Annotated in this window: 21 protein-coding genes; 8 read left to right on the forward strand and 13 right to left on the reverse strand. The window is 69.8% G+C overall.

Translation table 11 applies throughout. The features are described 5' to 3' along the window. Positions 1 to 14 precede the first annotated feature (14 nt). Positions 15 to 1,070: an HlyD family secretion protein gene (locus tag ACO6VK_RS10115; RefSeq protein ID WP_422506734.1), complete on the forward strand. Its 1,056-nt coding sequence runs from the start codon at positions 15 to 17 to the stop codon at positions 1,068 to 1,070. Next, positions 1,070 to 2,488: an efflux transporter outer membrane subunit gene (locus ACO6VK_RS10120; protein ID WP_422506735.1), complete on the forward strand. Its 1,419-nt coding sequence runs from the start codon at positions 1,070 to 1,072 to the stop codon at positions 2,486 to 2,488. The genes ACO6VK_RS10115 and ACO6VK_RS10120 overlap by 1 nt, the downstream gene beginning before the upstream one ends. Positions 2,489 to 2,495: 7 nt before the next feature. On the opposite strand, the gene ACO6VK_RS10125 is transcribed toward ACO6VK_RS10120, so the two are convergent. The 6 genes from ACO6VK_RS10125 to ACO6VK_RS10150 all read right to left on the reverse strand — a co-directional run bounded on the left by ACO6VK_RS10125 (position 2,496) and on the right by ACO6VK_RS10150 (position 7,770). Continuing rightward, entirely contained in the window at positions 2,496 to 2,903 is a 408-nt protein-coding gene (locus tag ACO6VK_RS10125; RefSeq protein WP_422506736.1) for a hypothetical protein, read from the reverse strand. A gap of 76 nt (positions 2,904 to 2,979) precedes the next feature. Then, positions 2,980 to 3,318: a hypothetical protein gene (locus ACO6VK_RS10130; RefSeq protein WP_422506737.1), complete on the reverse strand. Its 339-nt coding sequence runs from the start codon at positions 3,316 to 3,318 to the stop codon at positions 2,980 to 2,982. 60 nt (positions 3,319 to 3,378) lie between these two features. Then, complete coding sequence (locus tag ACO6VK_RS10135; protein WP_422506738.1) at positions 3,379 to 4,323, reverse strand: DegV family protein; 945 nt, start codon at positions 4,321 to 4,323, stop codon at positions 3,379 to 3,381. Positions 4,324 to 4,414: 91 nt separating this feature from the next. Then, positions 4,415 to 5,044 (reverse strand): 2-hydroxychromene-2-carboxylate isomerase, encoded by a 630-nt coding sequence (locus tag ACO6VK_RS10140; protein WP_422506740.1) that lies wholly within the window; start codon positions 5,042 to 5,044, stop codon positions 4,415 to 4,417. 18 nt (positions 5,045 to 5,062) lie between these two features. After that, entirely contained in the window at positions 5,063 to 6,286 is a 1,224-nt protein-coding gene (locus ACO6VK_RS10145; protein ID WP_422506764.1) for an amidohydrolase family protein, read from the reverse strand. Between the two features lie 74 nt (positions 6,287 to 6,360). After that, on the reverse strand, positions 6,361 to 7,770 hold the full coding sequence (locus ACO6VK_RS10150) for an amidohydrolase (RefSeq protein ID WP_422506742.1): 1,410 nt from the start codon (positions 7,768 to 7,770) through the stop codon (positions 6,361 to 6,363). Between the two features lie 145 nt (positions 7,771 to 7,915). Between ACO6VK_RS10150 and ACO6VK_RS10155 the strand changes: the two genes are divergently transcribed. Then, positions 7,916 to 8,692, forward strand: a complete 777-nt coding sequence (locus ACO6VK_RS10155) for an AMP nucleosidase (RefSeq protein WP_411852103.1) — start codon at positions 7,916 to 7,918, stop codon at positions 8,690 to 8,692. 53 nt (positions 8,693 to 8,745) lie between these two features. Further along, positions 8,746 to 9,285, forward strand: coding sequence for a DUF924 family protein (locus tag ACO6VK_RS10160; protein WP_422506745.1), 540 nt, complete (start codon positions 8,746 to 8,748; stop codon positions 9,283 to 9,285). 80 nt (positions 9,286 to 9,365) lie between these two features. On the opposite strand, the gene grxD is transcribed toward ACO6VK_RS10160, so the two are convergent. Then, positions 9,366 to 10,292: a Grx4 family monothiol glutaredoxin gene (grxD, locus tag ACO6VK_RS10165; protein WP_411852101.1), complete on the reverse strand. Its 927-nt coding sequence runs from the start codon at positions 10,290 to 10,292 to the stop codon at positions 9,366 to 9,368. 57 nt (positions 10,293 to 10,349) lie between these two features. Here grxD and ACO6VK_RS10170 point away from each other — a divergent pair, with 57 nt between their 5' ends. Next, a complete protein-coding gene (locus ACO6VK_RS10170; RefSeq protein ID WP_422506747.1) occupies positions 10,350 to 11,126 on the forward strand; it encodes a polysaccharide deacetylase family protein in 777 nt (258 codons plus the stop codon). Between the two features lie 5 nt (positions 11,127 to 11,131). Here the strand turns inward: ACO6VK_RS10170 and ACO6VK_RS10175 are convergent, their stop codons facing one another. The 5 genes from ACO6VK_RS10175 to ACO6VK_RS10195 form a co-directional block, all read right to left on the reverse strand. Next, a complete protein-coding gene (locus ACO6VK_RS10175; RefSeq protein ID WP_422506749.1) occupies positions 11,132 to 11,455 on the reverse strand; it encodes a hypothetical protein in 324 nt (107 codons plus the stop codon). A gap of 26 nt (positions 11,456 to 11,481) precedes the next feature. Beyond that, positions 11,482 to 11,862, reverse strand: a complete 381-nt coding sequence (locus ACO6VK_RS10180; protein ID WP_422506751.1) for a hypothetical protein — start codon at positions 11,860 to 11,862, stop codon at positions 11,482 to 11,484. Between the two features lie 82 nt (positions 11,863 to 11,944). Beyond that, a complete protein-coding gene (locus ACO6VK_RS10185; RefSeq protein WP_422506766.1) occupies positions 11,945 to 12,634 on the reverse strand; it encodes a class I SAM-dependent methyltransferase in 690 nt (229 codons plus the stop codon). A 17-nt stretch (positions 12,635 to 12,651) separates the two neighbouring features. Next, positions 12,652 to 13,275, reverse strand: coding sequence for an SGNH/GDSL hydrolase family protein (locus ACO6VK_RS10190; protein ID WP_422506753.1), 624 nt, complete (start codon positions 13,273 to 13,275; stop codon positions 12,652 to 12,654). Positions 13,276 to 13,278: 3 nt separating this feature from the next. Continuing rightward, entirely contained in the window at positions 13,279 to 14,553 is a 1,275-nt protein-coding gene (locus ACO6VK_RS10195) for a pyridoxal phosphate-dependent aminotransferase (RefSeq protein WP_422506755.1), read from the reverse strand. Positions 14,554 to 14,736: 183 nt separating this feature from the next. Between ACO6VK_RS10195 and rsgA the strand changes: the two genes are divergently transcribed. Together rsgA and ACO6VK_RS10205 are read left to right on the forward strand one after the other, a co-directional pair. Further along, the gene (rsgA, locus tag ACO6VK_RS10200) at positions 14,737 to 15,828 is read left to right on the forward strand and encodes a ribosome small subunit-dependent GTPase A (protein WP_422506757.1); all 1,092 of its coding nucleotides are present in this window, start codon (positions 14,737 to 14,739) and stop codon (positions 15,826 to 15,828) included. A 544-nt stretch (positions 15,829 to 16,372) separates the two neighbouring features. Continuing rightward, a complete protein-coding gene (locus ACO6VK_RS10205; protein WP_411852094.1) occupies positions 16,373 to 17,614 on the forward strand; it encodes a flavohemoglobin expression-modulating QEGLA motif protein in 1,242 nt (413 codons plus the stop codon). A 21-nt stretch (positions 17,615 to 17,635) separates the two neighbouring features. On the opposite strand, the gene ACO6VK_RS10210 is transcribed toward ACO6VK_RS10205, so the two are convergent. Then, on the reverse strand, positions 17,636 to 18,187 hold the full coding sequence (locus tag ACO6VK_RS10210) for a DUF4274 domain-containing protein (RefSeq protein ID WP_422506760.1): 552 nt from the start codon (positions 18,185 to 18,187) through the stop codon (positions 17,636 to 17,638). A gap of 198 nt (positions 18,188 to 18,385) precedes the next feature. Between ACO6VK_RS10210 and ACO6VK_RS10215 the strand changes: the two genes are divergently transcribed. Then, positions 18,386 to 20,677, forward strand: a complete 2,292-nt coding sequence (locus ACO6VK_RS10215) for a TonB-dependent receptor (RefSeq protein ID WP_422506762.1) — start codon at positions 18,386 to 18,388, stop codon at positions 20,675 to 20,677. The last annotated feature ends 100 nt before the right edge of the window (positions 20,678 to 20,777 follow it).

Genomic DNA, 20,777 nt, shown 5'->3' on the forward strand with positions numbered 1-20,777 from the left:
CCTGGAAATTCCCCATGTCCGCATCCCGAAAACACGTTCCGCTGATCATCGCCCTGGGCGTGGTCGTCCTCGCCGCCGGTGGCTGGCTGCTGCTGCGCGACGGCCGCCACCAGCGCACCAACAATGCCTATGTCACCGCCGATTTCACTGTGGTCGCGCCCAAGGTGGCCGGCTTTGTCAGCGAGGTGCGCGTGGTCGACAACCAGCGCGTCACGGCAGGCGATGTGCTGGCCCGCATCGATGACCGCGATTACCAGGTGGCACTGGCCGCCACCCGCGCCGACCTCGCCAGCGCCCGCGCGCAGCTGGCCAACGCGCAGGCCGCGTTGACCCAGCAGGATGCGCTGATCGACCAGGCGCGGGCCGCGGTCGATGTCGGCCAGTCGGAGCTGGGCCTGGCCCAGGCCGATCAGCAGCGCTACCGCGCGCTGGCCAGCGATGGTGCCGGTACGGTGCAGAACGCCCAGCAGGCGCAGTCGCGTCAGGCCGTGGCCGGGGCGCACCTGCAGCAGGGCCGCGCGGCCCTGCTTGCCGCACGCCAGCGCATCGCCATCCTGCAGGCGGGTGTGCAGTCCGCGCAGGCGGCCGTGCAGCGCGCCGAGGCCGCGCAGGCGCGCGCCGAGCTGGACCTGTCGCATACCGAACTGCGGGCGCCCATCGATGGCATGGTCGGCCGCCGAGCGATCCGGGTCGGGGCCTACCTCAGCCCGGGCACCCCGGTGCTGGCAGTGGTACCGCTGCAGCAGGCGTTCGTGGTGGCCAACTTCCAGGAGACCCAGGTCACCCGCATGCAGGCCGGCCAGCGGGTGGACCTGCAGGTGGACGTGTTCCCCGGCCAACCGCTGCGCGGACGCATCGACAGCATCGCACCGGCCACCGGGGTGACCTTCGCGGCCGTAGCGCCGGAGAATGCCACCGGCAACTTCACCAAGGTGGTGCAGCGCATTCCGGTCAAGATCGTGCTCGATACCGATCAGCCGCTGCTTGGCCAGCTGCGCGCGGGCATGTCGGTGGAGGCCAGCGTGGACCTGGACAGCGGCCGGCGTGCCGGCGGCGGGGAGGGCGTCTGATGGGCGCGCCGCGCTGGAAAACACTGGCCGGCAGCATGCTCTGCGTGCTCCTGTCGAGCTGCACGCTGGGGCCGGACTTCGTCCGCCCCGCTGCCGAACTGCCGTCGCAGTGGCCGGGAACGGCCGTCAACGCGGCGGCGTTGGACGACGATGCCGCCTGGTGGGCCGGCTTCGAAGACCCCATTCTCGGCCGCCTGGCCGCCGAGGCGCTGCACGCCAACCTGGACCTTCGGCTTGCCGCCAACCGCGTGCAGCAGAGCCGCGCCGCACGCGGCATCGTGGCCGCCGAGCGGCTGCCCGCTGTCGGCGTCAGCGCCAGTGGCGTGCGTGCGCGCAACAGCGAGGTGGGTCTCAACGATCCGTCCGGCAATGCCGGGCGAGCGGATTACGGGCTGTTCCAGGCTGCGGTGGGCCTGAGCTGGGAGCTGGACCTGTGGGGCCGCGTGCGGCGGCAGACCGAAGCGGCCGACGCGCGCGTGCGTATCGCCGAGGAAGACGTGCATGCGGCACAGACCGCCGTGCTGGCCGAGACCGCACGCGACTACCTGCAGCTGCGCGCAACCCGCCAGCTGCTGGCGATCACCGAGGACAGCCTGCGCATCGCGCGCGACATCCAGCGGTTGACGGTATCGCGTCAGCGCCAGGGCGTGGCCAGCACGCTGCAGGTGGCCAGCGCAGCTACCCAGGTAGCCGCGCTGGAGGCCCGGCTGGCACCGCTGCGGCACCGCGACGCGCAGTTGCGCAGCGCACTGGCGCTGCTGCTGGCGCAACCGCCGCAGGCGCTTGATGCGACCCTGGCCGGTGTCCGCCGCGACTGGCCGGCACTGCCGGCGGTGGCGACAGGGCTGCCCAGCGAACTGGCCGGGCGCCGGCCGGACATCCGCCGCGCCGAGGCAGCCCTGCACGCGGCCACTGCCTCGATCGGGGTGGCCAAGGCCAGCTTCCTGCCGCGCATCACCCTCAACGGCGATGCGGGCTTCCAGTCCCGGCAACTGGACGATCTGGATGGCTGGAACGCGCACCGGTTCAGCATCGGACCGTCCATCAGCCTGCCGATCTTCCAGGGCGGCAGGCTCAAGGCCAACCTGGCGTTGAGCCGGCTGCAGCAGCAACAGGCCGCGCTGCAGTTCCGGCGCACGGTGCTGCAGGCGTGGCATGACGTGGATGATGCGATCGACGGGTACGGCGCCGAGCAGCAGCGCACGGTGTCTCTGCAGGTGGCCGTGGTCGAAAGCGAGCGCGCGCTGGAGGCGGCGCAGCGCCAGTACCAGGCCGGCGTGGTGGACATGCTGGATGTGCTGACCACCCAGCGCATCGCGCTGGACACCCAGGCGGCGCTGGCCAACAGCCAGGCGGCCGCGGCGATCGCCCGGGTGGATCTGTACCGGGCGCTGGGCGGTGGCTGGCCGCCGTCGTAGCGCGGCCTCAGCCGTCGCGGCGACGTTTGCGGTGGTTGGCGAAGATCACGTACGGCCAGAACCCGATCAGCCCGAGCGAGACTGCCGTGCCGATCACCAGGCGTACCACGCCCGCGCCGGGGGCCTGCCAGACCACGCTCAGCAGCAACAGGCCGGACAGGATCATCGGCCCGCCCAGGAAGGCCAGCGCGAACCCTTTCATGCGTCCGCTGGTCGGCCTGCCACTGGTCAGGCCGCCAACGATGTCGGCGCTGGCGAAGTGGACCTGCAGCGGGTCGGCGGTGGACCGTGCCGGCGCAGGCGTGGCCGGTGCAGGCGGGGCGACCGGTTGATGGAAGTCCATCTCCCGCGAGCTCGGCTGCAGCAGTTCGTCCAGGTTGGTCTGTTCGACCAGGGCTTTGAGTTTGGGGTCCATCCGGCGTTCCATGCGTCAGGGGCCGCGCGGAGCGCGGTGGCAGCGTGCGGTCGGCACGTTACCACCGCGACGGGGCTCAACGCACGTCGCGCAGTTCCCAGTGGTGCCCGGCAAGCATGCGCAGGCGCTGCTTGAACACCTCGCCGTCGATGCGGGTCGTGGCGACCAGGTTGATCCGCAGGTCGTCCTGCGAGCCGGTCACGGTGGCCGACGGATCGGTGGCCGCCCATTGCGACTCGACCGCATCCGGGTCGGGCTGCTTGGCGCGCCACTTTTCGAACAGCGTGGTGCTGCGCAGGGCGTCCTGCAGCTCCTCGGCGAAGCCGGCGGCGCTCTGCGAGTGGAAGGAAAGATCGGGATCGTTGCCGCGGGCCTTGGACGGGTCCGGCAGGCTGATGTGGTACTGCGCTGACATGGTTGCCTCCGTTGAATGATCCAAGGCTGGCAGAACGCCGGTGGATTCGGTGTGCAGGACTCAGGCGTTGAAGGTATGCGGTTCATCGGCAAAGCCGACCGTGACCGCGCCCTTGCCGACGTTGACCATCCCGGTCAGGCTCATCACCGCCTCGAACAGCGTTACCCCGTGCGCCTCGCAGGTCTGGCGCAGCGCGGCGTAGCCGGGCAGGGCCTGCAGGTCGGCCAGTTCGCCGCCATAGCTGACGCAGACGGTGGGCGTCATCAGTCCGGCCTTCACCCGCTGGCCGACGAAATCGAACAGCTTCTGCACGGCATTGTCGAAGCCCTTGATCTTGGCCACCGGGCCGGTTTCGCCGCGATACCCGTGCAGCACCGGCTTGATGTCCAGCGCGCTGCCCAGCGCGGCGCTCAGCAGGCCCACGCTGCGATCGCCCTTGTGGCGTGCGCGGGCGCGCATGTAGTACAGGTCGCGGGTGACCATGTAGCCGTGCACGTTGTGCGCCAGCAGCTCCAGCCGCTCGCGGATCTGCTGCACGCCGGCGCCGCTGTCGCGCAGGCGCACCGCTTCCACGGCGGTCACGCCCTGGGCGGCGAACAGGTTCTGGGTGTCGAGCACGCGCAGCGCGAACGGCGAGTTGTAGCCGGCCGCCTGGCGCACCGGTTTGTAGTCGTTGAGGATCGCGAAGCTGGCCTGCATCGCGTTGTCGTGGATCGGGCTGCGCGTCTTGGTGATCGTCATGCAGAACACATGGTCGTAGTCGATCACCAGCTTGCCCAGGAACAGGTCGCGGATCTGGTTGACGCTGAACGGAATGGTCTCCGCCTCCGCGCCGTTCTCGGCCACGTGCGCATGCAGGAAACTCAGGGTTGCCTGTTCGTCGCGGTGGTCGGCCAGCACCGCTTCGCCGATGCGTACGGTGATGGGCAGCAGCACGATGTTGTTCTGCTGGATGAAGTCTGGTGGCAGGTCGCACGCCGAGTCGACCACGATTCCGATGCGCATCCTGTGCCCCCCTCAAGGCCGGTATTGGTTCGGAAGTGTGAAAGCTATCTCAATTTTCGTCCGATTGCCCGGTCCGTCGGTCGGGGGCCACTCAACGGCTGCGTTCCACCGCCACCGGCAGCGTGGCCAGCCGGTCCCATTCGCCGCCGCGGACCGTGCCCGGATCGTCCAGCACCGCCTGCATCAGGTCGTGTGCGTCGTTGCCCCAGTACAGCTCGCCGTCGATGGACAGGGTGGGCACGCCGAACACCCCGGCGGCGATGGCCGCGTCGGTGTTGCGGCGCAGCTGCTCCTTGACGTCCGGCGCGCCGATCGCCACGGCCACGTTGGCCACGTCCAGCATCGCGCCGGGCAGGGCCAGCGCGGCGGCGCTGTCGCCGGCATGGCCGTCGCGCCAGATCCAGTTGAACAGGATGTCGATCGACGCCGGAGTGGCGCCTGCGGCCAGGCACAGGCGCAGCGCGGCCAGCGGGTTGAACGGGTGGCCGGGCGGGAAGCGCAGCGTCACCCCCTCGCGCCGGGCCTGCCAGAGCAGGTGCCGGTACATGGCACGGCGCTTGGCCGGGATCTCCGCCGGGCCCAGGTTGCCCAGGTGGTGCAGCACGGCGCCGAAGGCGATCGGCACCGGGGTGATCTTCTCGAACTGCGGCAGGGCTTTCAGCTTCTGCCAGTGCAGGTAGGAGAACGGCGAGACGAAATCGAAGTACCAGCGCAGGGCCATCGGGACATCCTTGCAGGGTCAGCGCGAGTATGCGCGCGGTTCGGTGGTGGGCGGGGCCAGATAGCGGTCGCGCAGCTCGGTCTGCCGCGAGCGCATCGGCATCGCGCGGCCGCCCAGCCAGACCTGTTCGGCGTAATGGCCCACATCCAGCGGGTCGCCGTCCCACAGCACCAGGTCGGCCAGCTTGCCCGGCTCGATCGTGCCGATGCGGTCGGCCACGCCCAGCACCTGGGCCGGCACCCGGGTCAGCCCGGCCAGCCCCTCGGCCCACGGCAGGCCATTGGCGACCGCATTGCCGGCCAGCTGGCGCATCTTGCGGGCGTTGTGCGAGGCATCATCGCGCTGCGCGAAGCTCACCGCGACGCCGGCCGCGTGCAGGCGTGCGGCGTTGTCCAGGGTCGCCCCGAGCTGGTCGAAGCTGGTCGGCAGGTTGCCCAGCGCATCGACGAACACCGGCACCTGGGCCTGGGCCAGCTGTGGCGCCAGGCGCCAGGCTTCGGCGCCGCCGGCGATGGCGATCCGGACCTTTTCACGGGCGGCCCAGCGCAGCAGCTGGCGGATGTCGGCGGCACGGTCCACCTGCACCACGATCCGCCCCTGGCCGGCCAGGTAGCGGGCCAGCGTGGCCCGTCCGGCCGGCGTCAGCAGGGCATGCGGCGAGTCCGCCGACACCCGGCCCCGGGCCTCGCTGACCATCTGTTCCAGCAGCATCCACTGCGCGGCACGCGAGCTGCCGGTCAGTTCGGCGCCGGAAGCGCCCAGCCGGACATACAGCGCCAGCGGGCCGATCGGATCGGCGCTGCCGTCCAGGCGCATCACACCGCCCTGGCCGGCGATGAAGCCGCCCCCGCTGTTGGCGCCCAGCGCGGTGAAGCCGATGCCATCCAGGCGCGCCACCGGGATCAGCACCGAGGCCGGGTTGTAGGCCAGGCTGACATCAAACTCCGGCCGCAGCGGCTGGTCGGGCAGCTTCAGCGTGCTGTCGACCGTGGTCGACTCGCCGGACACCTCGTCGATGCCGATGTCGGTGATGCCACCGAACAGCGCCGGGGTCAGCGGCCTGCCGCCGGCCTCGATCACCGTCACGCCGGCCGGTGCCGGCAGGCCGGGACCCACCGCGCGGATCACGCCGCCCTGGACCAGCACGTCGGCGTTGGCCAGGCTGCCGCGCGCACTGGCGGTGTGCACGGTGGCATTGCGGACCAGCAGGTCCTGAGCCTGCACCGGCATCGCCGCCAGCATCAGCAGCGCGGTGGCGCCGAGCCATGCCCGGCAACGCCATCCCCGGTGGGACGCGGCAGAGGGGGTGAGCGCGCTCATGGGCGCACCTCCTGGCCCAGCATGAAGTCCGACAGCGGCTGCCGGCGCGCGTCCTGGCGGTCGTAGACCGCGTGGCCGTCGATGTACACCTGCTCGGCCAGCGCGTAGGAACTGAAGGGGCTGCCGTTCCAGATCACCACATCGCCCATCTTGCCGGGCTCCAGGCTGCCGGTCTGCTTCTCCACGCCCAGCGAGCGTGCGGCGTTGAGGGTGAGCCACATCATCGCGCGCTCGGGGGCGATCTCGATGCCGGCGCGGCGCGCATTGGCGATTGCCTTGGCCGCTTCCTGGTTGAGGCGCTGGATGCCCTCGGGGGAATCGGAATGCACGATCGCGCAGCTGTTGGCCGGGCGGTCCACCAGCGCGATGTTGTCCTGGATGCCGTCGAAGGCTTCCATCTTGAAGCCCCACCAGTCAGCCCACAGTGCGCCGCACACACCTTCGGCGGCGAGCCGGTCGGACAGCTTGTAGGCTTCCACCGCGTGGTGGAATGCGGCGATCCTGAAGCCGAATTCGCGCGACAGATCCAGCATCGTCGCCATTTCATCGGCGCGGTAGCAGTGGATGTGCACGCGGATGTCGCCCTGGATCGCGCCGGCCAGCGTGTCCAGTTTCAGGTCGCGCTTGCCGCCGGCATCGCCGGCGCTGTCGCCCTTGTCCTCGCCGCTGAACCAGCGCTTCTTCTTGGGCTTCTTCGGGGTGTTCTTGGCGATGTACTCGCTGGCATCGATGAACGCGGCGCGGTAGCCGGCCACGTTGCCCATGCGCGTGCCGGGCGCTACGCCCTTGCCGCCGCCGTACACCCGCTTGGGATTCTCGCCGCAGGCCATCTTCAGGCCCCACGGCGCACCGGGGAATTTCATCGCCTGGTAGGTCGTGGCGGGCACGTTCTTCAGGGTCACCCCGCGTCCGCCGACCAGGTTGGCCGAGCCGGGCAGCACCTGCATCGCGGTCACGCCACCGGCCAGTGCCGCGGCGAACCCCGGGTCCTGCGGCCAGACCGAGTGCTCGGCCCAGACATTGGCGGTGACCGGCGCGGTCATCTCGTTGCCGTCGCTGTGCGCGCTGACGCCGGGGCTGGGGTACACGCCCAGGTGCGAGTGCACGTCGATGATGCCGGGGGTGACCCACTTGCCCTGGCCGTCCACGCGCACCGCATCGGCCGGCACCGGCAGCGCGGGGCCCACGGCGGCGATCCGGCCGTCGCGCAGCAGCACATCGGCGTTGTCCAGGCGCGTGCCGGTGCCGGTGAGCACCGTGGCGTTCTGGATCAGCACCGGTGCCGAGGCGATCGGGGCATAGGTGCTCGGATACGGGTCCTGCACGAAGCGGGAGGCCGCCGGTGCCGAGGGCGCCGCCAGTGAGAACAGCGCCAGGCCCAGCCCGGCGGTCAATCGTGTGCGCATGTGTTCCCCGATGCGGCGTGGACGAAGGGCGACGCTAGCCGCTGGGCGGGGGCGTTGCCAAGTGACCAAACGCATGTTGCTTGCTTATTCGCCGATCTCCCCGAGAATTACCCGATTGCACCCCTTGCCGGACCGGACGCGCTCGATGAAGAACAAGCAGGAAATCGTGGAAAACTGGCTGCCGCGCTACACCGGCGTTCCGCTGGAGCAGTTCGGCCAGCATGTGCTGCTGACCAATTTCGCCGGTTACCTGCACACCTTCTCCCAGCTCACCGGGGCACCGGTGCAGGGCCTGGACCGGCCGATGGCCAGCGTCACCAGCGACGACATCACCCTGATCAACTTCGGCATGGGCAGCCCCAACGCCGCGATCATCATGGACCTGCTGTCGGCGGTGATGCCCAAGGCGGTGCTGTTTCTGGGCAAATGCGGCGGGCTCAAGCGCAAAAACCAGCTCGGCGACCTGGTCCTGCCGATCGCCGCGATCCGCGGCGAGGGCACGTCCAGCGACTACCTGCCGCCGGAAGTGCCGGCGCTGCCGGCCTTCGCGCTGCAGCGGGCGGTGTCCACCATGATCCGCGACCTCGGCCACGATTACTGGACCGGGACGGTGTACACCACCAACCGCCGGGTGTGGGAACACGACGAAGCGTTCAAGGAAAAACTGCGCCTGATGCGCTGCATGGCCATCGACATGGAGACCGCCACCCTGTTCGCGGCCGGCTTCGCCAACCACATCCCGATCGGGGCGCTGCTGCTGGTGTCCGACCAGCCGATGATCCCCGACGGGGTCAAAACCGAGGCCTCCGACGCCAAGGTCAGCTCCCAGTTCGTCGAAAACCATATCCAGATCGGTATCGAGGCGCTTAAGCTTATACGGCGCAACGGCAAGTCGGTCCGCCACCTGCGCTTTGACGAGTGATGGCAATGGCACAGGCGGGCGTCCAGCGGACGCGCCGCCTACAGGGGCAGTAAATGGACGTGGCGGCACAAGTGGTGGAATTCTGGCGCGACGCGGGACCGCAGCAGTGGTTCGCGCGCGATGACGCGTTTGACGCGCGTTTCCGCCAGGCGTTCCTGGGCGAGCACTTCGCCGCCGCCCGCCGCGCCCGCGAGCACTGGCTGGGCACCGCCGAGGGCGCGCTGGCGCTGATGATCCTGCTCGACCAGTTCCCCCGCAACTGCTTCCGCGACACCGCCCACTCCTACGCCACCGACGGCCTGGCCCGGCATTACGCCATGCGCGCGGTGGAGGAGGGGCTGGACCTGCAGCTGGTGCCCAAGCTGCGCGCCTTCATCTACCTGCCGTTCGAGCACTCCGAAGATCCGCAGGACCAGGAGCGCTCGGTGGCCATGTTCGACGCGCTGGGCGACAAGGAATACCTGCAGTACGCCGAGCTGCACCGCGACATCATCCGCCGCTTCGGCCGCTTCCCGCACCGCAACGCCGTGCTGGGCCGGATGCCGACCGCCGCGGAGCTGGACTACCTCGCCGAAGGCGGCTTCGCCGGCTGAGGTGCGTGCCCGGCGCCCCTGCCGCGGATAAAAAAAACGCCGGCAATGCCGGCGTTTTTTCTGCGTGGATCCGCGTCCGATCAGTAGGTCGGCACGCTGTTGTCCACGTCCTTCGACCAGGCGTCGATGCCGCCGGTGATGTTGAACACCTTGGTGAAGCCCAGGGCGCGGAACTGCTCGGCGGCCTGCGCGCTGCGGCCGCCGTGGTGGCACAGGAAGGCCAGCGCGGTGTCCTTGGGCAGGGCTTCCAGACGGGCGCGGTTGTCACCGTCGAAGGTCTCGAACGGCGCGTTGATTGCGGCGATCGCGCGCTCGTCGGCCGGGCGCACGTCCACCACGGTCACGCTGCCGGCACGCAGCTGGTCGTCGGCGTCGCGCACGCCCAGCTCCTGCACGGGCTTGGGCGCGTTCGGGTTGTCGATGGCCAGGCCCTGGCCACGGATGTCGTCGACCCAGTCGATGGTGATGCCGTCGGCACGGCGCGCGCTGGCCAGGTCGAACTGCACGCGCAGGCCGTTGGACTCGGCGGCGATCGCGTTGTCATCGTGCGGGGCCAGCTGGAAGTTCGGCTGGAAGCGCGCATCGATGCCCAGCTGCAGCGACGCGCCCGGGGCGTCGGCCAGTGCACCGCGCAGCATTTCCACCGCCGCCGGGGTGACGGTGATGCGCGGCGGGGTGCGGTCCGGGGCGGCCAGGCCGAGCACGCTGCTCAGCTCGCCGCTGCCGGCCATCTGCAGGATGATGTCGCTGCCGCCGACCAGCTCGCCGTCGATGTACAGCTGCGGGATGGTCGGCCAGTCGCCGTAGGCCTTGATGCCTTCACGGATCTCGGCGTCGGCCAGCACGTTGACGTGGGCGAACTCCACGCCCAGGTCCTGCAGCGCGCCCACGGCCTTGGCCGAGAAACCGCACTGCGGCATGGTCGGCTGGCCCTTCATGAACAGCACGACGCGGTTGGCGTTGAGAATGGATTCGATGCGCGAGCGCAGGGCGGGATCGAGGGACATGGGGTTCGGGTCCGGATATGCGAACCGGCTATTCTACGCGGCATGGCATCATGGGGCATGACCGTACCGGAAACGTTGCATCGCATTCCCCGCAGGCCCTGGCGCTGGCTGCCCTGGCTGGTGGTGTCGCAGCTGGCGGTGGTTGCCGCGTGGGTGGCCTGGGGCTGGCACGTGGGCCTGCCGCTGATGCTGGCCTCGCACGCCCTGTTCATGGTGCCGGTGTTCCTGCCCAACAGCCGCTTCTACGCGCCGGTGCTCAGCCGCCTGCCGGGGGCCCCGGCGCAGGTCTGGCTGACCATCGACGACGGCCCCTCGGCGCAGACCCCGGACGTGCTGGACCTGCTCGACCGGCACCAGGCCAAGGCCACCTTCTTTCTGGTCGGTGAACGCGCCTTGGCGCGCCCGGACCTGGTGCACGAGATCGTCCGGCGCGGGCACAGCCTGGGCAACCACAGCCACCGTCATCCGCAGGGCCGCTTCTGGCGGCTGGGGCCGGCGACGATGGCGGCCGAAATCGCCGAGTGCCAGCAGGCGCTGACCGCCATCACCGGCCAGGCCCCGCGCTGGTACCGCTCGGTGGTGGGCATGACCAATCCGTTCGTGGCCCCTGCGCTGATGCAGTGGGGCCTGACCCGGGTGGGCTGGAGTGCGCGCGGCTACGACGGTGTGGACTGCCACCCCGATACGGTGGTGGCGCGGATCGTGCCTGACCTGGCCGCCGGCAGCATCGTGCTGCTGCACGAAGGGGCCGCGCACGGGCACACCCTGGTCATTCTCGACCGTGTGCTGGCGGCGGTCGCCGCGCGCGGGCTGCGGGCGGCGCTGCCGGGCTGACCGGGTCAGCCCATCATCAGGCCGGCGATCACCAGCAGGCACATGCCGATCACGCTGCCGATCGAGATCACGATCGCCAGGATGCCGAACACCTTCTTGGTGGCGGGCGTGAACGCCGCCGCCACGCCCAGTGCGAGCGCGATCAGCTGGCCGAAGCCGGCGCAGATGATCACCAGACCGACCATCATCGACAGCGGCGATTCTTCGTTCATCTCGATGCCCTGCATCGACGCCACGGTGGCGCCGATAACGCTCAGCAGCATGATCAGGGCGCAGCCCAGGGCGAAACAGAAGGCGGTAATGCCGAGGCCGGAGTGCTTGAGTTCCATGAGGTCCTTTCAGTGGTGGGTAACAATCAGGTCGGCAGCGCCGGAACCTGCGTGGCCGGGGCGGCCGGTGGGTGGCTGCGCTGCCATTGCCGGTGAGTCCAGACGCCCAGTGTGAGGTAGACGCACAGCACCGCCAGCGAGAGGATCAGCGCCAGCACGCCAAACAGGCGGCGGCGCCGGTGCTGCAGCACGCTGCCGACGCCGAGCAGGCCGGCCAGGCCGTTGAGGCCGACGCTGATCAACCCGAGCACGCCCAGCGTCGGTGCCAGTGCCAGCCCCTCGACTTCGGCATGGCGCTGCACGAACAGATAGCCCAGGCCCAGCGCGATGGAGAACATCGCCACACCGCACAGGCTGGTGATGAAGGCGACGATGCCCAGCGCGGAATGCCGGGAAGGCGAGGTCATGAGGGCTCCATGCCGGGACAGGACAGGGGCGCGAGTATGCGCGCGTGCGGCCGGAGCGGCCAGCCTGCGGCCTCGCTGCAGCTCATCGGGCCGGTGCAGCCGGGTCCGGTGCGGCGACGATCAGCCAGTTGTTGAACGGTGTATTGCCGTACAGCGGTGCCATCGTCAGCTGAAGCCCGGCCGCGTCCAGCGGTGCGCGCACGGTGGCTGCATCGGGGTAGTGGCGGGGGCGCGTGCCCATCCAGCCGACCAGATGGGCGAGCATGTCGGTGATGCGGGTGGCGCGGTCGCGGCCGCTGCGGTCGGCCAGCGTGGTGCGGATCACCAGCCGGCCGCCGGGCGCCACGCGTGCTGCTGCCCCGCGCAGCAGGGCGGTCTGCGCCTCCGGCGGCAGGTACTGCAGCACGTCGAGCAGGGCCACGCTGCCGTGGTGGTCGGGCAGGTCGGCGCTGGCATCCAGGCAGGTGAACGTGGCATCGGCCAGCGCCGCACGCGTGCCGGCGCGCTGCGCGCGCACGATCTTGTCGGCGTCGATGTCCACGCCCCGGTAAGGCTGCAGCCAGCCATGCTGGCGCAGCACGTGCGCCAGCAGGCCCAGTCCACAGCCGATGTCCAGCAGCGGGCCCCGCGCCGGCGCGAGCGCGGCCAGCACGCCCGGATACAGCGGGTCGCTGCCGAGCTTGCCGCGGCTGTAGTAGTAATCGCGTCGGTTGCCGAAGCGCTGGGCCGGCATGAACGCGGCGGCGATGCGGCGGGCCTGTTCCCTGGCCAGTGGTGCGGCGTCCGTGCTCAGTGCGCGCCCTCGTCGGCCAGGTGCACCCGCGCGACCGCATAGGCGCGCTGGTGCCAGAGCGTGTACATCGCCGCCGAGGGGTGCAGGCCATCGGCGGCCAGCATCGCCGCTTCGCCACCGTAGTCGCGGCTGAGATCGGTGATGTCGATGAAGGTCACCTCATGCTCGGCGCAGATCGCCGCAGCAGCCGCGTTGTAGGCATCCAGCGCCTGCCCGATCTGCTCGCGGTCGCGACCGGACGCGATGCCAAACGGGGTAACGCCCCAGTCCGGAATCGACAGCACCAGTACACGCCGCGCGCGGCCGTCGGCAAAGCCCAGCGCGCGCTGCAGCAGCGCGGTGAAGCGCGGGCGATAGTCGTCCACGCTGCGCCCACGGTACTGGTCGTTGACCCCGATCAGCAGGCTGACCAGATCGAACGGTCCCTGCGGGGCATCGGCATCGATGCCGGCCTCGAGCTCGTCGGTGGTCCAGCCGGTGGTGGCGATGATGTGCGGATCGTCCAGCGCGACGCCGGTGTCGCGCAGCGCGACAGCCAGCTGCACCGGCCAGCGGCCGCTGGCCGCGACGTCCTCACCTATCCCGGAGGAACCGCCCAACACCAAATAGCACCGCGCCATGCGTCAGGCCACCGCGCTGCGTGGCTTGAGCGGCACCACCTTGGTGTTGGCCTCTGCGCGGCGCGCCAGGGCGCGGTCGATGCGGCCGAACACGTCGCGCATGACCTCGGGTTCGGGCAGCAGGGTGACGCGGAAGTGGTGGCGGTAGGGCACGTTGAAGCTGGAGCCCGGTACCACCAGCACGCCTTCCTCGTTCATCAGTTCCAGTGCGAAGTCGTGGTCGTCGAAGCTGCGCGCCGCCGGCCCGATCACCGCCGGGAAGGCGTACAGCGCACCGGCCGGGGCCACCAGCGACAGGTGCTCGCTGGCGTGGCAGGCCTCGATCACCGCGCGCCGGGTTTCATACAGGCGGCCGCCGGGCGCGCACAGCGCCGAGATGGTGTCCGGCCCGTTGACCGCAGCGTCGATCGCGTACTGACCGGGCACGTTGGCGCACAGGCGCAGCGCGCTGAGCAGGTCCATCGCCGCGCGGAACTCACCCAGCCGCTCGGCTGCGCCGGACAGCATCGCCCAGCCCACCCGCCAGCCACAGGCGCGGTGCACCTTGCTCAGGCCGCTGAAGGTGATGCACGGATGCTCGCCGGCCAGCGGCGCCACCGGGTGGAATTCGGCCCCGTCGTACAGGATCTGGTCGTAGATCTCATCGACCATCAGCAGCAGGTTGTGCTTGGCGGCGATGGCCACGATGCTTTCCAGCAGCGCCTTGGAGTAGCTGGCACCGCTGGGGTTGTTCGGGTTGATCAGCACGATCGCGCGGGTGCGCGAGGACACCAGCGATTCGATCTCCACCGGGTCCGGCTGGAAGCCGTTCTCCGGCGCGCAGCGGTAGTACACCGGGCGGCCGTCGTTGAGGATGGTGGCGGCCGACCACAGCGGGTAGTCGGGCGAGGGCACCAGCACTTCGTCGCCGGGGTTGAGCAGGGCGCGCAGCGACAGGTCGATCAGCTCGCTGACGCCGTTGCCGACGAACACCCGGTCCGGATGCGCATCGGGGGCGCCCCGCCGGGCGTACGCGGCGGCGATGGCCTCGCGGGCTTCGGGCAGCCCCTGCTGATGGGTATAGGGATCGGTACGGCCCATGTCGTCGGCAATGGCCCGCTGCAGGTGCTCGGGCGCGCGGAAACCGAAGTTGCCGGGGTTGCCGATGTTGAGCTTGATCAGCTTGCGGCCCTGCGCCTCCAGCTCCCGCGCTCGCCGCGCCAGTTCGCCCCGGATCTCGTAGCGGACTTCGGACAGGCGCTCGCGGGTGGCGAGCGGCTTCAGCGGAGGTGTGGACATGACTGGGCCGTGGTTCGGGCTTGGAAATCGCATGGTAGCGGAAATGTTGCGTTGCAGGGCAAGCGTTCCGGGACCGATTTCCCAATGCTGGCAGGCAGTTGCCGGCCTATGCCGGGCCATGCCCGGTGCCGCCCGGGCCAACGGCGGCGACGCCGGCGTGCCGCACCCTCTAGAATGGGGGCGATGACCCACACCACCGATTACCGCGCCCTGCAGACGATGGGCTGGCCCTGGGCCGGCGCCCCCGAGCTGCCCGCCTGGCAGGCCCTGTTCGACCAGTACCCGCAGGCCCGCCCGGGCCGGGTGATCGAGCAGCACCGCACCGGCTACGTCGTTGCCGATGTGCCCGACGCGGCGATCCGCACCGAATCTCCGGCCGAGTGGCAGCGCCCGCGCTTCCCCAGCCACGAGCGTGCCGCCGTCGGCGACTGGGTGCTGCTGGAGGGCATCAAGATCGTCGCCCTGCTGCCGCGCCGTACCGCGATCAAGCGTGGCGCGGCGGGCGAGCATTACCACCAGCAGGTGATCGCGGCCAACATCGATACGGTCTTCATCGTCTGCGGCCTGGATGCGGACTTCAATCCGCGCCGGATCGAGCGCTATCTGCTGCTCGTCGGCGGTGGCGGCGCGCAGCCGGTGGTGGTGCTGACCAAGGCCGACCAGACCGAGTACAGCGAAGACGCGCTGGCCGTGCTGGAGGAACTGGCGGCGCAGGACATTCCGCTGCTGGCGATCAACGGCAAGGACCCGGCCAGTGCGGCGGCGCTGCTGCCGTGGCTCGGCGCGGGCCGCACCGTGGTGCTGGTGGGGTCCTCGGGGGCCGGCAAGTCCACCCTGACCAACACGCTGCTTGGCGAGGAGCGGATGAAGACCGCCGACGTGCGCGTCAACGATTCGCGCGGCCGCCACACCACCACCCACCGCGCGCTCATCCCGCTGCCGGCCGGCGCCTGCCTGATCGACACCCCCGGCATGCGCGAGCTCAAGCCGACCGGCGAAGAAGCGCTCAGCGAAAGTGGCTTTGCCGACGTTGAAGCGCTGGCCGCGCAGTGCCGCTTCCGCGATTGCGCGCACCAGCGCGAACCGGGCTGTGCCGTGCGTGCCGCCATCGACGCAGGCGACCTGGATGAAGAGCGCCTGCTCAACTACTTCAAACTGAAGGACGAAGTCGCCGCCGCCGCCGCCAAGCTCGCCGTGCGCCAGGCCCAGCAGGCGATCGAGCGCAAGCACGTCGGCAAGGGCGCGCAGTGGCGCCCCCCCGGCAAGAAGCGGTAGAGCCGACCGCGGGTCGGCTGCGCTCCGCGCAGCCACCGACACCCCCCGCGCTGCGCGCGATAGCCGGCTAGAAGCCGGCTCTACGTGACCAGCCCCCCGCGCCGCGCGCCCGGTAGAGCCGACTGTCAGTCGGCTGCTCTCCGTGCAGCCACCGACACACCCCGCGCCCCGCGCCCGGTAGAGCCGACTGTCAGTCGGCTGCTCTCCGTGCGGCCACCGACACCCCCCCGCGCTGCGCGCGACAGCCGGCTAGAAGCCGGCTCTACGCGACCGGTCACCGACACCCTCCGCGCCCCGCCCCGGGTAGAGCCGACTGTTAGTCGGCTGCTCTCCCTGCGGCCACCGACACCCCCTCGCGCTGCGCGCGATAGCCGGCTAGAAGCCGGCTCTACGTGACCGGCCACCGACACCCCCCGCCCCGCGCGCCCGGTAGAGCCGACTGTTAGTCGGCTGCTCTCCGCGCAGCCACCGATCCCCCCCACCCGCGGATCGCTGCCGCAGGCCATGCCCGGACCCTGCTAATGTCCGCCTCATGGACACACCCATGACCGTGGATCGTGATGTGGCCCACCACACGGCGCTCGACGCGCAGCTGGTGGAGGCCGTGGCCGGCATCAAACTGCTCGGCCTGACCAGCTGGCCTGCGGCGCTGCAGGCGCCGTTCCTGGCCAGCGTGGCGCGCGGGCAGCCGGTGCTGCCGCAGGTGGACTATCCCCGCCTGGATTTCGGCGACACCCGGCGCGCGCTTGCCGCGATCAGCGCCCAGTGCGATCCCAGCCACCCCATCGGCCTGTACGTGCAGCGCTCGGCGCACAGCTGGGACCAAGCGGCAGGCCTGCTCGAATCGCTGGGCACCGCCGCCGTCGACCGCTACTCCGTCGAACTGTTCGGCGCGCCCGAGCAGCCGCTGCCCGGCCACGGCCCCAGCACCCGCGATGCGGCCCGCCACTTCATCCAGATCGCCCAGGAACTCGACCACGAACTGCTCGCGCCCGAAGAACAGGTGCCGGTCTCGGCCACCGCCCTGCAGCTGCAGCTGCAGAGCGACCTGGATGCGTTCTTCGAGTCGCGCATCATCACCGTGCAGCTCGATCCGGAACTGATCTCCAAGGCCGCCGCCGGCCCCACCCGCATCCGCCTGCGCACCAGTGCGCGCTTCAGCGCCTACGACCGCGCACAGCTGTTCCACCACGAAGCCCTCGTGCACTCGCTCACCGCGCTCAACGGCCGCGAACAGCCGCACCTGCCCAGCCTGGCGTTGTCCTCCCCGCGCGTCACGGCCACCCAGGAAGGCCTGGCCACCTTTGCCGAGCAGATCACCGGCAGCATCGACATCGAACGCCTCAAGCGCATCAGCCTGCGCACCGAGGCGATCGCGATGGCACGCGAGGGCGCCGACTTCATCCAGGTGTTCCGCTACTTCTGCGATGCCGGGCAGAACAACGAAGAGAGTTTCGCCTCGGCCCAGCGCGTGTTCCGCGGCGTGCCACCCAGCGGCGGTGCGGCGTTCACCAAGGACACCGTTTACCTGCGCGGGCTGGTGTCGGTGCATACCTTCTTCCGCCACATGCTGGCCGAAGACCGCCTACAGGTATGCCGCTGGCTGTTCGCGGGCAAGATGTCGCTCACCGACGCCATCGCCTTCGCGCCGCTGTTCGAGGAAGGCATCCTGCGCCCGCCGCGCTGGCTGCCGCACTGGGTCAGCCGCGCCAACGGGCTGGCCGGGATGCTGGCGTTCTCGCTGTTTGCCAACCGCATCCGCATGGATCAGTTGGCAACGGAGTAGGTCACCCCCAACGTAGCCGACCTACGCCGTCTGCGGGTTCGCGTCTTCCCAGGCGATGTGCACGTCGGCCAGTGTGTACAGCTGTTCGACCAGTGGCATCGGCAGGCCATCATCGTAGTCCGCGTCATAGGCCTCATCGAACGGGTCGATGGCATGCTCGCCGTCCACGGCCTGCAGCAGCGGCGCCGGCACGCGCTCACGTTCGCTGGCCGACAGTTCGTGCGGGCCGGCGCCGTCCCAGTGGTGGGGGTCGAATGCGATCCCGTGGTCGGCATAGAAGCCGTCCAGGAAGCGCTGCTGCACCCGGCCGATCAGCTGATGGGTGTCGTGCGCGTAGTCGGGCACTTCGTCCAGCGATTCATACTGGGCATGTCCGCCGCCGCCCACGCTCCAGAACAGCATCAGTGCTGTGGCCCGGTCCAGCGTGGGCTGGTCGGCCAGCCATGCCAGCGCGCGATGGTTGTCGCCGTAGTTGGAGCGCGCCACGTAAAGGTGCCGCTGCTCCGGCGTGGCCTGCACCAGATGCGCGTGCAGCAGGGCCCACTTGGCGGCCTCATAGTCCTGTTCGTTCATTGCCTCTTGTCCATGCCGCGGGAGTACGAAGCGCATTGTACGTGCGTTGCACGCAGGGCCGATGCGCATGAAGTTTCGCGCGCTGCGTCTCATTTCATGCGCCGCATGCCGCGGCGTAAGAATGCTTTCATCTTCCGCTCGCATGATGGTCACGCACCTGCACCGCGCAGGTGACCACCCCACATGCAACGGATCACCATGCTTACCCGACCCCTGACGATCGCGGTTGCGATCGCGCTGTGCGCTGCCAACGCCCATGCCGCCGATGTAGACGCCAGCACCGACGCCAACGTCGCGCTCAGCGCGCAGACCCTCGACACCGTCTCGGTGATCGGTCAGGGTGAAACCCGCCAGGTGCAGCGCATCACCGCCGTCGACAAGGAAGTGCTGCCGCCGGGCACCAGCGGCCAGAAGATCCTCGACCGCCTGCCCGGCGTATCGGTGCAGTCCAACGATGCCTTCGGCGCCAACGAGGAATCGCAGACCATCAGCCTGCGCGGCTTCGACAAGAGCCGCCTGGGCTACACGCTCGACGGCATCCCGCTGGGCGACAACAGCTACGGCAACTACAACGGCCTGAGCATCGCCCGCGCGCTGATCGCCGAGAACCTGGCCGGCGCCGAGCTGTCGCAGGGCATCGGTTCGCTGGGCGTGGCCTCCACCAGCAACCTGGGCGGCACCATCCAGTACTTCTCGCAGGACCCGTCCACCGAGTTCGGCGGCCGCGCCAGCGTCACCGTCGGCGACGACAACCAGCGCCGCGGCTACCTGCGCGTGGACACCGGCGACATCAACGGCTTCTCCGCCTACGTGTCCGGCGTCCACCAGGATGCGGACATGTGGGCCGAGCCGAACCAGAACCAGACCACCCGCCAGTTCAACGCCAAGGCGGTGTGGAATGTCGGCGACAACCGCTTCGGCGCCTTCGTCGCCACCTCGCGCGCCAGCCAGGCCAACTATGCCTACCTGTCCAAGAGCATGCTCGCGCGCGGCCTGGGCTGGGACTGGAACATCTACGCGCCGGACTGGGACCGCGCGGTGGCCGCGGCGTACTGCGCACCGGGCACCTACAACGCGCAGAAGTGCGCCTTCAGCGGCGGCGTCAACAGCATCGATGACGCGTACTACCAGAGCCGCGCGCTGCGTGACGACAATCTGTATTCGCTCGATGCCGACGTCGCGCTGGGCGACACCGCCCGCCTGAAGCTGCTCGGTTACCACCATGAAAACCGCGGCCAGGGTCACTGGTGGGCACCGGGCCAGCCGTCCAACCCGGGCACGCCGCAGGCGCTGCCGATCTCCATCCGCAGCACCAACTACACCATCAACCGCCAGGGCATCACCGCCGCGCTGAGCTGGCAGTGGGGTCTGCACGAACTGGAAGCGGGCCTGTGGTACGAGCGCAACGACCACAACGTCGAGCGCAACTTCTACTACATCACCGGCCCGTTCCTGGATGACGGCTACCTCAATCATCCCGACCGCCGCCTGTTCGACCAGGACTTCGACATCCGCACGCGCCAGTTCTACGTGCAGGACCGCATGCGCTTCCTGGACAACCGCCTGACGGTGGACGTGGGCATCAAGAGCCCGAACACCCGCATGACCGCCAACGCCAAGCCGGGTACCGAGGCCAGTTATGCCTCCGGTACGCTGACCGCGAAGGAATCGGTGCTGCCGCAGGCCGGTATCGGCTTCAAGCTCACCCCGAACCAGGAGCTGTTCGCGTCCTACTCGGAGAACATCGCCGCCTTCGTCGGTGGCGGCAGCGGCGGCCCGCTGCAGGTGTCCCCGGAGTCCTTCGCGGCCAGCGCCGGGCTGGATCCGGAGAAGTCCAAGACCCTGGAAGCCGGCTTCCGCACCTTCGGCGAGAAGTACCAGGCCTCCATCGCCGCCTACCACGTGATGTTCGACAACCGCCTGCTCTCGCTCAACCCGTGCACCAGCATCGAAGTGGGCACGCGTCCGGAGTGCATCACGCGCTTCATCAACGTCGGGTCGGTCAAGAGCCGCGGCGCCGAGCTGACCTTCATCCTCAAGCCGGTCGATGGCCTGCAGTGGTACAACGCGCTCTCCTGGAACAAGACCACCTACGAAGACAACTACACCTCCGGTGGCGCGATCGTGCCGGTGGCCGGCAAGATCACCGTCGATACCCCGCAGCGCATGGCCTCCAGCGAAATCAGCTGGAACCGCGACGGCTTCTTCGCCAGCCTGCGCGCCAAGTACACCGGCAAGCGCTACTACACCTACACCAACGACCAGTCGGTGCCGGGCGTGACCACCTTCGACGCCGGCATGGGCTATTCGTTCGGCCCGGGCATGGGCCTGCGCGACGTCAAGGTATCGCTCAACGCCACCAACCTGACCAACAAGCGCTACGCCGGCCAGCTCAGTTCGTTCGCCCCGACCGACCCGAACGGCACCCGCTACGCGATCCACGCCAGCGCCCCGCGCCAGGTGTTCCTGACCCTCGGCGCCGAGTTCTGACCGCCGCGCCACACCGGTAGCCGCCGACCCCGGTCGGCGGCCCCGCCAGGGCCGCACAGCAGCCCACCACGCGGCCCTATTTTGTTCAGGCCCATAGCCG

Source organism: Stenotrophomonas sp. GZD-301, from assembly GCF_049310345.1.
Taxonomy (GTDB): domain Bacteria; phylum Pseudomonadota; class Gammaproteobacteria; order Xanthomonadales; family Xanthomonadaceae; genus Stenotrophomonas.